General features: G+C 62.1%; 15 protein-coding genes. 14 read left to right on the top strand and 1 reads right to left on the bottom strand.

Annotated features, from left to right (window positions below; translation table 11 throughout):
- The first annotated feature begins 148 nt into the window (after nucleotides 1-148).
- From rpoE to ycjG, 5 genes are all read left to right on the top strand, one after another.
- Nucleotides 149-763: an RNA polymerase sigma factor RpoE gene (rpoE, locus tag BLW36_RS04715; protein WP_091385648.1), complete on the top strand. Its 615-nt coding sequence runs from the start codon at nucleotides 149-151 to the stop codon at nucleotides 761-763.
- A gap of 91 nt (nucleotides 764-854) precedes the next feature.
- The gene (locus BLW36_RS04710) at nucleotides 855-1586 is read left to right on the top strand and encodes a sigma-E factor negative regulatory protein (RefSeq protein ID WP_244506130.1); all 732 of its coding nucleotides are present in this window, start codon (nucleotides 855-857) and stop codon (nucleotides 1584-1586) included.
- A 67-nt stretch (nucleotides 1587-1653) separates the two neighbouring features.
- On the top strand, nucleotides 1654-2664 hold the full coding sequence (locus BLW36_RS04705) for a MucB/RseB C-terminal domain-containing protein (protein WP_170833118.1): 1011 nt from the start codon (nucleotides 1654-1656) through the stop codon (nucleotides 2662-2664).
- A 17-nt stretch (nucleotides 2665-2681) separates the two neighbouring features.
- Nucleotides 2682-3128, top strand: a complete 447-nt coding sequence (locus tag BLW36_RS04700) for a SoxR reducing system RseC family protein (RefSeq protein WP_244506129.1) — start codon at nucleotides 2682-2684, stop codon at nucleotides 3126-3128.
- Between the two features lie 48 nt (nucleotides 3129-3176).
- The gene (ycjG, locus tag BLW36_RS04695) at nucleotides 3177-4124 is read left to right on the top strand and encodes an L-Ala-D/L-Glu epimerase (protein ID WP_091385643.1); all 948 of its coding nucleotides are present in this window, start codon (nucleotides 3177-3179) and stop codon (nucleotides 4122-4124) included.
- Here ycjG and mpaA read toward each other — a convergent pair.
- Nucleotides 4112-4816 (bottom strand): murein tripeptide amidase MpaA, encoded by a 705-nt coding sequence (gene mpaA, locus BLW36_RS04690; RefSeq protein ID WP_091385640.1) that lies wholly within the window; start codon nucleotides 4814-4816, stop codon nucleotides 4112-4114. The two genes, ycjG and mpaA, sit on opposite strands and share 13 nt — an antisense overlap.
- Nucleotides 4817-4990: 174 nt before the next feature.
- On the opposite strand from mpaA, the gene BLW36_RS04685 reads away from it, so the two are divergent.
- The 9 genes from BLW36_RS04685 (at nucleotide 4991) to acpS (ending at nucleotide 12609) form a co-directional block, all read left to right on the top strand.
- Nucleotides 4991-6388 carry a Do family serine endopeptidase gene (locus BLW36_RS04685; RefSeq protein WP_091385638.1) on the top strand — a complete coding sequence of 466 codons (1398 nt, stop codon included), beginning with the start codon at nucleotides 4991-4993 and terminating at the stop codon, nucleotides 6386-6388.
- 145 nt (nucleotides 6389-6533) lie between these two features.
- Entirely contained in the window at nucleotides 6534-8339 is a 1806-nt protein-coding gene (gene lepA, locus BLW36_RS04680) for a translation elongation factor 4 (protein ID WP_091385636.1), read from the top strand.
- A 50-nt stretch (nucleotides 8340-8389) separates the two neighbouring features.
- Complete coding sequence (gene lepB / locus BLW36_RS04675; protein WP_091385633.1) at nucleotides 8390-9157, top strand: signal peptidase I; 768 nt, start codon at nucleotides 8390-8392, stop codon at nucleotides 9155-9157.
- A 50-nt stretch (nucleotides 9158-9207) separates the two neighbouring features.
- Complete coding sequence (locus BLW36_RS04670) at nucleotides 9208-9648, top strand: DUF4845 domain-containing protein (RefSeq protein WP_091386951.1); 441 nt, start codon at nucleotides 9208-9210, stop codon at nucleotides 9646-9648.
- Nucleotides 9641-10333 carry a ribonuclease III gene (gene rnc, locus BLW36_RS04665; protein WP_211567133.1) on the top strand — a complete coding sequence of 231 codons (693 nt, stop codon included), beginning with the start codon at nucleotides 9641-9643 and terminating at the stop codon, nucleotides 10331-10333. The genes BLW36_RS04670 and rnc overlap by 8 nt, the downstream gene beginning before the upstream one ends.
- Nucleotides 10334-10426: 93 nt before the next feature.
- Nucleotides 10427-11326 (top strand): GTPase Era, encoded by a 900-nt coding sequence (gene era / locus BLW36_RS04660; protein ID WP_091385630.1) that lies wholly within the window; start codon nucleotides 10427-10429, stop codon nucleotides 11324-11326.
- 14 nt (nucleotides 11327-11340) lie between these two features.
- A complete protein-coding gene (locus tag BLW36_RS17595) occupies nucleotides 11341-11466 on the top strand; it encodes a hypothetical protein (RefSeq protein WP_280140342.1) in 126 nt (41 codons plus the stop codon).
- An 11-nt stretch (nucleotides 11467-11477) separates the two neighbouring features.
- On the top strand, nucleotides 11478-12236 hold the full coding sequence (recO, locus tag BLW36_RS04655) for a DNA repair protein RecO (RefSeq protein ID WP_091385628.1): 759 nt from the start codon (nucleotides 11478-11480) through the stop codon (nucleotides 12234-12236).
- Nucleotides 12226-12609 carry a holo-ACP synthase gene (gene acpS / locus BLW36_RS04650; RefSeq protein WP_091385625.1) on the top strand — a complete coding sequence of 128 codons (384 nt, stop codon included), beginning with the start codon at nucleotides 12226-12228 and terminating at the stop codon, nucleotides 12607-12609. The genes recO and acpS overlap by 11 nt, the downstream gene beginning before the upstream one ends.

The following is a 12609-nucleotide window of genomic DNA, read 5'->3' as shown; positions in this document are numbered from 1 at the left end:
TTGAACTACGTCGATTTGACCCGGAACTTATGTCCTATTGCCAGTGTCTTGAACACCACAGAATAAACGCCTGCGCAGGCAGCCACTCCCTCGGAAGATTTGGCGCCCGCGGTGCGACTGCTGGTTGTAGGAGTAAGGGGAGTAGGGGATGACAGCGCAACAGGCGTCGCCGAGTGACCGCCAGCTGGTGGAGCGGGTACAGAAAGGGGACAAGCGCGCTTTCGACCTGCTGGTATTGAAATACCAGCACAAGATAGTCGCCGTGGTGAGTCGCTTTATCAAGGATCACAGCGAGGTGCAGGATGTGACCCAGGAGGCCTTTATCAAGGCCTACCGCGCCCTGGCCAACTTCCGCGGCGACAGCGCCTTCTACACCTGGATGTATCGCATCGCCATCAATACCGCCAAGAACCACCTGGTATCCCGCAGTCGTCGCCCGCCGTCCTCCGATGTGGATCTGGACGACGCCGAATTCTATTCCGGCGCGGACCTGCTGCGGGACAACGAGACCCCGGAGAATCAGTTGTTTCGTGACCAGTTGGAGGCGGCTGTTCACGAGGCCATTCGCGCGCTGCCGGAGGACCTGCGTTCCGCGGTGACCCTGCGCGAGCTGGAGGGGCTTAGCTATGAGGAAATCGCCGAAGTGATGGGCTGTCCGGTGGGTACCGTGCGCTCGCGGATTTTCCGCGCCCGCGAGGCCATCGATCGCACCGTGCAGGCGGTGATGGCAGGTGAACCGGAGACTCTCGGCGACCGCGGCTGACGGCGGAGAAAATTTTTTGCCGGTGGCGAAACAAACCGCCGGATATCGGGTCATAACTGATAACCACAAGCGGTGCTTGCGGGCACCAAGAATGATTGCACAGAGAGGGTTTACCCGTATGTCCCACGGGAATCATCATGATCGTCTGAACGAGTCGCTGTCGGCGCTGATGGACGGCGAGGTCAGCGAACTGGAGCTGCAGCGGTTGCTGAAAGCCAGTTCGTCCTCGGCGGAAGTGAGCGCGCGCTGGTCTCGCTACCAGCTGGCGGCGAGCGTAATGCGCCGCGAGCAGGTGGCCCCGGTGGACACCGGTCTGGCGGCGAGTATCTCCGCGGCCGTTGAGCGGGAAGAGCCCCTGGCCCAGTCCGGTGGCGGCGCTGAGGCGGCAGACGGCCTGGCGAACAGCCGCTGGTGGCGTCCCCTGTCTCGGGGCGCAGTGGCGGCGACGGTGGCCTTTGCGGCGATTCTGGGCGTGCAACAGCTGCAGCTGTCCAGCGCGGATCGAGGCGTCCAGAGCGGTGGTGAACTGGTCGCCGAGGTGGAACGCCCGGCGCAGCAGGTGGTGCAATCTTCGCCACAACCGACAGGATTCTATGTGCCGGCGCCTTCGACGCGTTCGGTGAGCACGGCCTCACCGCGGCTGGTGCCGGATTCCCAGCCCGGCGTTGCCGGCCAGGCGGTTATTCAGCAGATGCCAACCCCTGAACTGATGCGCCATCTCAACCGGGTGATGATCCAGCACTCCGAACAGGCCGCCCACGTCGGCAGTCAGGGAATGGTGCCCTTCGCCCGGGCCACCTACGGTGAACAGGTTGGGCTGTAGCGTGGGGGAACTCGGTAATCGTCGAGGCCAGGTAAGCCGCAGAATTCGTAAAGCCAACAGCGTTCTGTTGGCTTTATTTCTACTGGCGCCCGCTGCCTACGCACAGAGCGCCGGCGGTGAGCAGAACGTCGGTGAGGGTGCAGCTCCTGAAAGTGCGGGCCCCGAAATTGTGGCTCCGGAGGGTACTCCTGTCGGGCAAGTCGCGCCGCAAAGTCTTCTGCCGCAAAGCGCCGCCCCTGAGGTCGAGCAGTGGCTCGGTAAGCTCGCCCGGGCCGTCAGCGAACTGGATTACCGCGGCCTGGTGACCTTTGAACACGCCGGCATGCTGGAAACGCTGCAGGTCGTGCACGCGGTGCGTGACGGTGAGCAGATCGAGCGGGTGCGCTACCTGAGTGGCGAGCCGCGCGAGCTGATCAGTCACGGCAACAGCGAGAATTGCGAGCGGACCTCGGGCCCGATGGCGCGGGTGGGGCTGTGGAGCCGCGCCGGGCAGCAGGATGTGCAGCGTGCCTATCAGTTTATTTTGCGCGGCGAGGAGCGTATCGCTGATCGCGATACCGTGGTGATCGAGGCGCGCCCGCGGGATCGCCACCGCCTGGGGCTGGTGGTTAACCTGGACCGCGAGACCGGCCTGCCGCTGAAGACGATGCTGGTGGGTGCCCAGGGGCGTGTGTTGGAACGCTACCAGTTTGTGCAACTGGACCTGTCTCCGGTGCAGGACAGCGATCTGCAGCCTCAGTCCGCCGATGCGCGTCGTATCGACAACAACAATCCCTGCAGCACCTCGCAGAGTCGCTGGCAGGTCAGCTGGCTGCCGGACGGCTTCAAGCCGGTCTCGGTCAAGCCGCTTACCGATGGTGACATGCTGGTGTTCAGCGATGGTCTGAGCGTGTTTACCGTGTTCGTGCAGCGGCTCGGCCCCGAGCTCAATTTCAAGGGGCGTGCAATCCGCGGCGCCACCGTGGCCTATATGGATCGCATAGAGGTGGATGGCGTCAGCTACACGGTGACCGTAGTGGGTGAGATTCCCGATATCACCGCGCAGCGGGTAGCGAGCGCCGTCACTGTCGAAGGCTGAGCGAGGGCAGGACTGTGGTGGAAGAGCGCGGTCGGGTGGTGGCCATAGAGCCGGGCGCTATCTGGGTCGAAACGATCCAGCGCAGCGGCTGTCATGGCTGTTCCGCCAAGTCCGGCTGCGGTACCGGCCTGCTGGGCGACTACCTGTCCGGCGCGACACGTGTGCGGGTGGCCCTGAACAGCTGGGATCCCGACAATATTTCCCTCAACGATACTGCGGTAATCGGCATTGCCGAGAACGCCCTGACCACCAGTGCTCTGCTGGTGTATCTGTTGCCGCTGGTTTCTCTGGTGCTGGCAGCGCTGGCTGGCGAGGCGCTGGCCGGTGAGGTCGGTGCCATCATCGGTGCGCTGATCGGCCTGATCGGCGGCGCCCTGTTTGTGCGCTGGTACAGTCTCCGCCACGTTGCCAATCCCGCCTACACGCCGCTGCTGTTGCGCGTCGAGCCCTCCAGTCCGCTCTAGGGTTCCCTAACCTAAACTGTTATCTCCGAACCCTGTAGGAGATTTCCAATGCAGGCTCGCTGCTATGCGGAAAGCTGGCCGCTGCGCACCGCCTTTGTCATTTCCCGCGGTGCCCGTACCGAGGCGCAGGTGGTGGTGGTGGAGGTAACCGGTGACGGTGTTACCGGTGTCGGCGAGTGTACCCCCTATCCGCGCTATGGCGAGAGTGTCGAGTCGGTATTGCAGCAGCTGCAACCGCTGTTGTGCGAAGTGGCCCAGGGCCTTACCCGAGAGCAGCTGCAGGCGCGCCTGTTCGCCGGTGCGGCCCGCAACGCGCTGGACTGTGCGCTGGCCGACTGGGAGGCGAAGCGTAGCGGCTCGAAATTTTCCGGGCCGGCATCCCTGCCGACGGTACAGACGCTGGTAATCGATAGCCCCGAGGCGATGGCCGGCGCCGCCGTCCAGGCAGTCGCGCAGGGCGTGTCCGTGCTCAAGCTGAAACTCGACGACCGCGAGGTTCTGGAGCGGGTAACCGCCGTGCGCCGTGCGGCACCGGATGCGCAACTGGTAATCGACGCCAACGAGGCGTGGCCTGCGGAGACGCTGCAGGAGCGCTGCCGGCAGCTCGCGGAGCAGGGGGTGGCGATGCTGGAGCAGCCGCTGCCCGCCAATGACGATGCCTTTCTGGAAAGCTTTGCCCATCCACTGCCGATCTGTGCCGATGAAAGCTGCCACACCCGCGAGGATCTGCCGCGACTGCGCGGTCGCTACGAGATGGTGAATATCAAGCTGGACAAGACCGGGGGCATCACCGAGGCGCTGGCGCTGGCCGATGCGGCCAAAGCGCAGGGGTTCGAGCTGATGCTCGGTTGCATGCTGTGTACGTCCCGGGCCATCCGCGCGGCCTGGCCGTTGGGCGATAAAGTGCGCTTTCTCGATCTCGACGGTCCCACCTGGCTGGCAAAGGATGTGGAGCCGGCGCTGCGCTTCGCGGCGGGGCGGGTCTACTGGTCGTAAGTGAGCAGCTCTATCAACGCCTGTAGGTAGTCCTCGCTGGCGTGATCGGCCGATACTGGCGGAAGTTCCACGGTGATGCAGGGCAGCCCGCGTTCCGCGCACCAGGTGCCGAAGGAGCCCGGCGTCAGATAGCCGACGTCGGTCACCAGGGGTAGATTCAGCCCTGCGGACAGCCACTGGCCCAGCGGGCTGTTGTCCGGGTCCTCTACACAGGCCAGAGGCTCGTGAATGGATACCGCCCAGGCCGGTTGCAGCTTGCCGATCAGCTCACAGAGGGCGTGAGTCTCCGCCTCGGAGCCGCCTTCGCTGCCGGTGCTCAGGAGCACGTCGCGCTCTTCCGCGGCGCTGTTCCAGCGGTAGACGCTGCCGCTGCCGTCCCAGTTGCCGGTGGCAAAATTGCGATTCAGGTCGACGCCGCGGGCGTTGGCCCTGATTCCCAGCTGGCAGCCGTCCGGATTGACAGCGAGTATCACGTGGTGGCGCAGTCGTTCGGGCGGCAGGGCGCGGAGTGCACAGGACAGCGCCACCACCGCCGCCACCTCGTCTCCGTGGGTGCCGGCCATGACGATACCGTGATTGGCGCCGCTCTGGGCGGGGAAGTAAAACAGCGGCGCCCCCAGTTCCGACTGCCCGTACGGCCGTCGCGGGTGGCTGAAATGACCGCGTTCGGTGCGCGGGCGCAGTGTGGACATAGGGGGCCCTTTACACTGTTTTACATAATATGGGAGAACTTTCGTGGCCAGATTGCCACTAATTAGTAACTTGAATGTCCGCGAGGGTGCCCGCATCTTTTGCGGGTGATCCACTAGGACATCCAAAAAGCAACTGATTTCATATTAGAAGCGATCATTAGGGGTAACAAACCTATGGTTAAACGCTGTACGCAGTACTTGTTGGTCCTCAGCCTGTTGATAGCGGGTTCTGCCTGCGCCCGTGGGCTACCGGAACTCACCGACCTGATCGAACAGAATTCCCCCGCGGTAGTAAAGATCAATACCGTGGAGCGCAATGAGGTGACCCGTGGCGGGCCGCCGCCGCAATACCAGCAGGATATTCCGGACATCTTCCGCCACCTGTTGGAGCCCCGGCGCCGCCAGCAGCGCCCCGTGGCGAGCATGGGTTCCGGCTTCATCATTTCCTCCGATGGTTACATAGTCACCAACAATCATGTGGTGGACGGTGCCGACGAGGTGACGGTTACCCTGACCGATCGCCGCGAGTACGAGGCGAAGGTCATCGGTACGGATCTCCGCTCCGATCTGGCGCTGATCAAGATCGATGCGCAGGACCTGCCGTCGATCCGCTGGGGGGATTCCGAGGATCTGAAAGTGGGCGAATGGGTGGTTGCCATCGGTTCGCCGTTCGGGCTCGACTACAGCGCCAGCGCCGGCATCGTCAGTGCCATGGGGCGCAGTATTCCCAATGAGAGCCGCGAGAACTACGTGCCGTTCATCCAGACGGACGTGGCCATCAACCCCGGTAACTCCGGCGGCCCGCTGTTCAACCTGAAGGGTGAAGTGGTCGGCATCAACTCGCAGATTTATACCCGCAGCGGCGGCTCTATCGGCCTCTCTTTCGCCATTCCGGCCAGCCTGGCCCGCGACGTGGTGGCGCAGCTGATGAGCAAGGGCCGTGTCGACCGCGGCTGGCTCGGCGTTGGGATTCAGGATGTGGACCGCAACCTGGCGGAGGCCATGGGGCTTGGCAAGCCGGTTGGCGCCCTGGTGGCGCAGGTCGAAGCCGGCGCACCGGCGGCTGAGGCCGGCATTATGGCCGGCGATATCATCACCCGCTTCGACGGCCACAAAATCGAGACGCATGGCGACCTGCCGCACGTGGTCGGTCAGACCCGTCCGGGCAGCGAAGTAAGCGTGGAACTGATGCGCAAGGGCAAGTCCAAGCGGCTGCGGGTCACTGTAGGGGCACTGCCGGGACAGGACGACGACGAACAGCAAGCGTCGGTAAAGCCGTCCACCGATGTCGGCGGGCGCCTGGGCCTGGTGGTCAGCGAGATTCCCGATGCCCTCAAGCAGCGCTGGAATGTGGATAGCGGCGTGCTGGTCAAACAGGTGGTTCCGGGTAAGGCCGGCGCCAAGGCCGGTCTGCGCAGCGGCGACATTATCGCGCAGCTGGGTTTTGACGAAGTGGGAGACATGAAGGACTACGACAGGGTGGTCAAGGACCTGCCCTCAGACGAGCTGTTGCCGATCCGCTTCTTCCGCGCCGGCCAGCCGACCTTCCGCACCATTCAAATCGAAGACTGACGGGTAACGCTTGGTTGGTGACGGGGGCGCCGAGTCTCTCGACACCAACCACTCACCACCGATCACTAGTTCTGATAGACTTGCGCCACACAGCCGGCATCGCTGCCGGCTAACATTCTGATTTTTCAAGGATTTTTATTCCGCAGTGGCCACAGATCTCTCCCATATCCGCAATTTCTCCATTATTGCCCATATCGACCACGGCAAATCCACCCTGGCGGACCGCTTCATTCAGGTCTGCGGCGGCCTTTCCGATCGCGAAATGGCCGAGCAGGTGCTGGACAGCATGGACCTGGAACGGGAGCGCGGTATCACCATCAAGGCGCAAAGCGTGACCCTCGACTATACCGCGCGGGATGGTAAAACCTACCAGCTGAACTTTATCGATACGCCCGGTCACGTGGACTTCTCCTATGAAGTGTCCCGCTCCCTGGCGGCCTGTGAGGGCGCCCTGCTGGTGGTCGACGCCGCCCAGGGTGTGGAGGCCCAGTCCGTGGCCAACTGCTACACCGCGATCGAGCAGGGGCTCGAGGTGATCCCGGTACTGAACAAGATGGACCTGCCGCAGGCAGATCCGGACAAGGTGGCCGAGGAGATCGAGGACATCATCGGTATCGACGCCACCGAAGCGACCCGCTGCAGTGCCAAGTCCGGGCTCGGCGTCGAGGATGTGCTGGAGGATCTGGTGCGGCTGGTGCCACCGCCGGCGGGGGATGTGGATGCACCGCTGCAGGCGCTGATCATCGATTCCTGGTTCGACAGCTATCTCGGAGTGGTGTCGCTGGTGCGCGTGGTTCATGGCACCCTGAAAACCAAAGAGAAGATCGTAACCAAATCCATAGGTCGCGCCCACGTGGTCGACAGCGTCGGCATCTTCACGCCGAAACGCAAGGAAACCGGCGTGTTGCGCGCCGGCGAAGTGGGCTTTGTGGTCGCCGGCATCAAGGATATTCACGGCGCGCCGGTGGGTGACACCCTGACCCATGCCAAGGGTGTTGAAGAAGTGTCCATGCTGCCGGGCTTCCAGAAAGTTAAGCCGCAGGTCTACGCGGGACTGTTCCCGGTCAGTTCTGATGACTACGAGGCCTTTCGCGACGCGCTGGAGAAGCTGTCCCTGAACGACGCCTCGTTGTTTTACGAGCCGGAAACCTCCGATGCGCTGGGCTTCGGTTTCCGCTGTGGCTTCCTCGGCATGCTGCATATGGAGATCATCCAGGAGCGCCTGGAGCGTGAGTACGACCTGGATCTGATCACCACTGCGCCGACGGTAGTGTACGAGGTGCAGCAGACCGACGGTGCTGTTGTGACGGTAGACAACCCGTCGCGCCTGCCCGATGTTGGTAATATCGAGGAAATGCGCGAACCCATCGCGGAGGTCAATATCCTGGTGCCGCAGGAATACCTGGGCAACGTGATTACGCTGTGCGTGGAGAAACGCGGTATTCAGAAAGACATGCAGTACGTGGGCAGCCAGGTATCCCTGCGCTACGAGCTGCCGATGAGCGAGGTGGTGATGGACTTCTTTGACCGCCTCAAATCCGTCAGCCGGGGCTTCGCCTCGCTGGACTACAGTTTCGCGCGTTTCGATCCGGCCAAGCTGGTGCGTCTGGATATCCTGATTAACGGTGATCGCGTCGACGCCCTGGCCCTGATCGTGCACCGCGACAACGCACAGCAGAAGGGCCGCGCCATGGCGGAAAAGATGAAGGAACTGATTCCGCGGCAGATGTTCGATGTGGCCATCCAGGCAGCCATCGGCGGCCAGGTGGTGGCCCGTACTACCGTCAAGGCCCTGCGCAAAAACGTTACCGCCAAGTGTTATGGTGGCGACGTGACACGCAAGAAAAAGCTGCTGGAAAAACAGAAGGCGGGCAAGCGCCGCATGAAGCAGCTCGGCCGCGTGGAAGTGCCGCAGGAGGCCTTCCTCGCCGTATTGAAAGTAGATCAGTAGGGCGCCGGTGCGCCCCGCTGATGGTTCGAAGGGACAATAGAGAATAGTGAATGGATATTAATTTCCCCCTGATTCTGCTGTGGCTGGTTGTCGTCACGGGTGTTATCTGGCTGATCGACAGCCTGTTTTTCGCGCGCCGGCGGCGGCAGCAAGCCGGCGAGCGGGCGGCAGAACCGGTCGTGGTGGAATACGCCAAGTCCTTCTTTCCGGTTCTGGCAATCGTGTTCGTGCTGCGCTCTTTTATCGTGGAACCCTTCCAGATTCCCTCCGCCTCGATGGTGCCGACTCTGCAGGTGGGAGATTTTATTCTGGTGAACAAGTATGCCTACGGCCTGCGCCTGCCGGTATCCCGCACCAAGGTCGTGGATGTCGGTGAGCCCGAGCGAGGCGACGTGATGGTGTTCTTTCCGCCGCATATGAATGACACTTACTTTATCAAGCGGGTTATCGGGCTTCCCGGCGATAGGGTCGAGATGAAGAACAACGTGCTGTATATCAATGGTGAGAGGGCTTCGCAGCAGCTGATCCAGGCACTGCCACCGGCCAATCCACAGGTCGAGGTGCTGTGGGAGGAAATCTACGGCCGCCGTCACCTGATGGCCAAGGACATCGCGCCCAGTCGCTACAGCAATTTCAGTGCGACGGTGCCCGAGGGGCATTACTTTATGATGGGTGACAACCGCGATAACAGCCTGGACAGCCGCGCCTGGGGCTTTGTGCCGGAGCGCGATGTGGTCGGTAAGGCTTTCGCCATCTGGATGCACTGGGACAAGCTGCTCAGTTTGCCGAGTTTCAGCCGGGTAGGCACAATTCAGTAAATGGCGTTACGATCGAATTAATTACAGCAATAATGATCGAGGGTGATTCAATGAGTGGGTATATCCGTTCTTCTCTGCGCGGCCAGCGGGGCATGAGCTACTGGAGTTTAATGCTGATAGTAGCGGTTTTCGGTTTTATCCTGACTTGTGTGTCCAAGATGGGGCCGGCTTATATTGACGCCTACTACGTGGACGAGGGGTTGAAGAAGCTGGCGGAGAATCCAAATCTGCGCGATATGACACGTGGGCAGATCAAGAGTGAACTCGACCGTTTCTTCCTGATCAACAACGTGCGCGGTGAGCCGACCAAGGCGGTGCAGGTTATCCGTGGTGCCGACAGCGTGCTGGTGAGTGTGGACTACGAGCTGCGCCAGCCGCTGATCCGCAACGTGGATGTTGTGATGAAGTTCGATAAGCAGCTCAATACCGCCAAGCCGGAGCTCTGCTGTGAGCCGCTGGTAGATCTGGAGCAATTCCGCAAACGTGACTGATTTCTCCAATGACCTCTTGCTGGAGCGCCTGTGTGGGCGCCTCGGCCACAGCTTCGAGCGCCGGGACCTGCTGGAACTGGCGCTGACTCACCGCTCTCACGGCAGCCGCAACAACGAGCGGTTGGAATTTCTCGGCGATTCCATTCTCGGCTTTACCATCGGCGCCGCCCTGTTCGAGCAGTTTCCCCAGGGCAGGGAAGGGCAGCTGAGCCGCCTGCGCGCGCAGCTGGTCAGCGGTGAGACCCTGGCGAAACTGGCGCGGGAGATGGAGATCGGCGATTGTCTGCGCCTCGGTGAGGGTGAAATGAAGAGTGGCGGTTTCCGCCGCGCGTCAATCCTCGCCGACGCGGTGGAAGCGCTGATAGGGGCCATTTATCTGGATGCCGGCCTGGAAACCGCCCGCGAACGGGTGCTGGCCTGGTTCGCGTCCCGCCTGCAGAACCTCTCCCTGGAAACCGCCAAGGATCCCAAGACGCGCTTGCAGGAATGGCTGCAGGCGCGTCAGAAACCGCTACCGGAGTACACTGTCGTGGAGGTCGCCGGTGCCGAGCACGCCCAGCAGTTTGTCGTAGAGTGCCGGGTCAGCGGACTGGCGCAGCCGGTACGCGGTCAGGCCAGCAGTCGCCGCGGCGCGGAAAAGGCCGCAGCCACCGAGGCATACAACCGCCTGATCGGCCAGGGCTGAGGCTATTATGCTCGAAGTTCTTTAGCGCAGATCGAGCCGCTCCGGGAATCCCGCGCTGGGTGGAACCCGGAATAACTTTTTCGGAGAAATTATTTGAACGACCAACCCTCCCGCTGTGGCTATGTCGCCATTGTCGGCCGCCCGAATGTGGGTAAGTCCACCCTGCTGAACCACTTGCTGGGACAGAAGCTGGCGATTACCTCGCGCAAGCCGCAGACAACCCGCCACAATATGCTCGGCATCAAGACCGAAGGCCCGAACCAGATCATCTTTGTGGATACCCCCGGCCTGCACGCCGATCAGGAAAAAGCGATCAACCGCTATATGAACCGCGCGGCGGCCAGTGCCGCCCGCGATGTGGATGTGGTTGTATTCGTGGTGGAACGCACCCGCTGGACCGAGGGCGATCAGCTGGTGGCGGACAAGCTGCGCGGTATTAAGTGCCCGCTGGTCATCGCGGTTAACAAGGTGGACCAGCTCGGCGACAAGGGCGACCTACTGCCGCAGTTACAGGCGCTGGCGGAAAGCCATCCAAAGGCCGAAATAGTGCCTATCTCAGCCCTGCGTGGCACCAATCTGGATACGCTGGAAAACGTGATAGTGCAACACCTGCCGGAGGGACAGCACTTCTTTCCGGAAGATCAGATTACCGACCGCAGTTCGCGTTTCCTTGCCGCGGAAATTGTGCGCGAGAAGATCATGCGTCAGCTCGGTGCCGAAGTGCCCTATCAGGTTACGGTTGAGGTGGAGGAGTTCAGTCAAGACGGTCCTATATTGCATATCAGTGCCGCGATTCTGGTAGAGCGCTCCGGACAGAAGCGCATCATCATCGGCAACAAGGGCGAGCGCATCAAGCAGATCGGCAGTCAGGCGCGCGAGGATATGGAGCGGCTGTTTGACAGCAAGGTCATGCTCAACCTGTGGGTCAAGGTGAAATCCGGCTGGTCCGACGACGAGCGTGCCTTGCGCAGCCTCGGCTACCGCGACGAATAACTCTCGGCGCCACAGTGTATCTGCAGCTGAATGTGGAGCCGGAGCCGGTGGGCGTATTTGCCGCGCCGCCGGTCTCCACCTATGAAAAACACAAGCACCACTGGGTTCCGCTGCCGAACCATCTCGAGCATTTGCCCTGACCGAGCACGCCATGGCGCAACAGCAACCTCTACAGCCCGCCTACATTCTGCACTCGCGCCCCTACAGCGATTCCAGTCTGATCCTGGAGCTGTTGACGCCGGAGTACGGCAGGATCGGCTGTGTTGCGCGCGGTGCACGCCGCGACAAGCAGCGCCGCCAGCAATCGCTGCAACCCTTTGTACCGTTACTGGTTTCCCTGCTCGGGCGCGGCGAACTGAAAACCCTGGGGCCGGTGGAGAATGCCGGCAGCGCGCTCTGGCTAAAGGGCCGGGCCGTATACGCCGGTCTTTATGCCAACGAATTGCTGATGCGCCTGTTGGCGGTGGGGGAGGCTCAGTATGAAGTCTTCGCCTGCTACCAGACCCTGCTACAGACGTTGGCAGCGCTCGATGGCACCGGTGCGGGACAACTGGAGCCCCCGCTGCGGCGCTTCGAGCTGCAGTTGTTGCAGGAGCTCGGCAGCTGTCCGCAGTTGAGTTACTGTGCTCACAGTCAGGGGCCCGTGACAGCCGGTGCGTGTTACCGGTTGGAGGCTGAAACCGGTTTTGTGCCGGTACACCGCCGGGGCGATGAGCGAGAGATCCGTGGCGAGTTTTCCGGCGCCGATCTGCTGGCGCTGGAACAGGCGCTGCAAAACGGCGAATTCGCCACGACTCTACTGGCTCCTGCCAAGCGGCTCACCCGCCTGCTCCTGACTCCGCTGTTGGGCGACCGCCCACTGCAGAGCCGCGAACTTTTCAGACAGGTCTACAGCAACAATGATCGTTAGCATCGGTACCGATATCTGCAGTTATTCCCGCGTCGAAGCCGCCTGGCGTCGGTTCGGCGACCGCTTTGTCGAGCGGGTACTGTCTGCGGGGGAGCAGCGCGCCTTTGCCGAATTGGCGATCCCCAATCGCGCCGCCTATCTCTGCAAGCGCTTCGCCGCGAAGGAGGCGCTGGGCAAGGCGCTGGGCACCGGTATTGGCCGCGGTATTTCCTGGCAGCATATCGAAGTGCGGCGCCGCAGGGGGGAGGCACCGCAGGTGTTCTTGTCCGGCGCGGCCAGGGCGCGCGCCGATGCGATGGGGGTGGCGCGGATTCACCTGAGCCTGTCGGATGAAAAAGACTTCGCCCTGGCGTTTGTTATTTTTGAGAGTTAG

It is taken from the genome of Microbulbifer marinus, from assembly GCF_900107725.1.
GTDB lineage: Bacteria > Pseudomonadota > Gammaproteobacteria > Pseudomonadales > Cellvibrionaceae > Microbulbifer > Microbulbifer marinus.
This window is presented reverse-complemented; position numbering and strand designations above follow the sequence as displayed.

What these genes read in the sequence shown, in the direction of transcription:
- lepB (WP_091385633.1), top strand. Translation starts at nt 8,390, where the DNA reads ATGGATATTAATTTCCCCCTGATTCTGCTGTGGCTGGTTGTCGTCACG.
- acpS (WP_091385625.1), top strand. Translation starts at nt 12,226, where the DNA reads ATGATCGTTAGCATCGGTACCGATATCTGCAGTTATTCCCGCGTCGAA.
- BLW36_RS04710 (WP_244506130.1), top strand. Translation starts at nt 855, where the DNA reads ATGATTGCACAGAGAGGGTTTACCCGTATGTCCCACGGGAATCATCAT.
- BLW36_RS04670 (WP_091386951.1), top strand. Translation starts at nt 9,208, where the DNA reads ATGAGTGGGTATATCCGTTCTTCTCTGCGCGGCCAGCGGGGCATGAGC.
- mpaA (WP_091385640.1), bottom strand. Translation starts at nt 4,816, where the DNA reads ATGTCCACACTGCGCCCGCGCACCGAACGCGGTCATTTCAGCCACCCG.
- recO (WP_091385628.1), top strand. Translation starts at nt 11,478, where the DNA reads ATGGCGCAACAGCAACCTCTACAGCCCGCCTACATTCTGCACTCGCGC.
- ycjG (WP_091385643.1), top strand. Translation starts at nt 3,177, where the DNA reads ATGCAGGCTCGCTGCTATGCGGAAAGCTGGCCGCTGCGCACCGCCTTT.
- rpoE (WP_091385648.1), top strand. Translation starts at nt 149, where the DNA reads ATGACAGCGCAACAGGCGTCGCCGAGTGACCGCCAGCTGGTGGAGCGG.
- BLW36_RS04685 (WP_091385638.1), top strand. Translation starts at nt 4,991, where the DNA reads ATGGTTAAACGCTGTACGCAGTACTTGTTGGTCCTCAGCCTGTTGATA.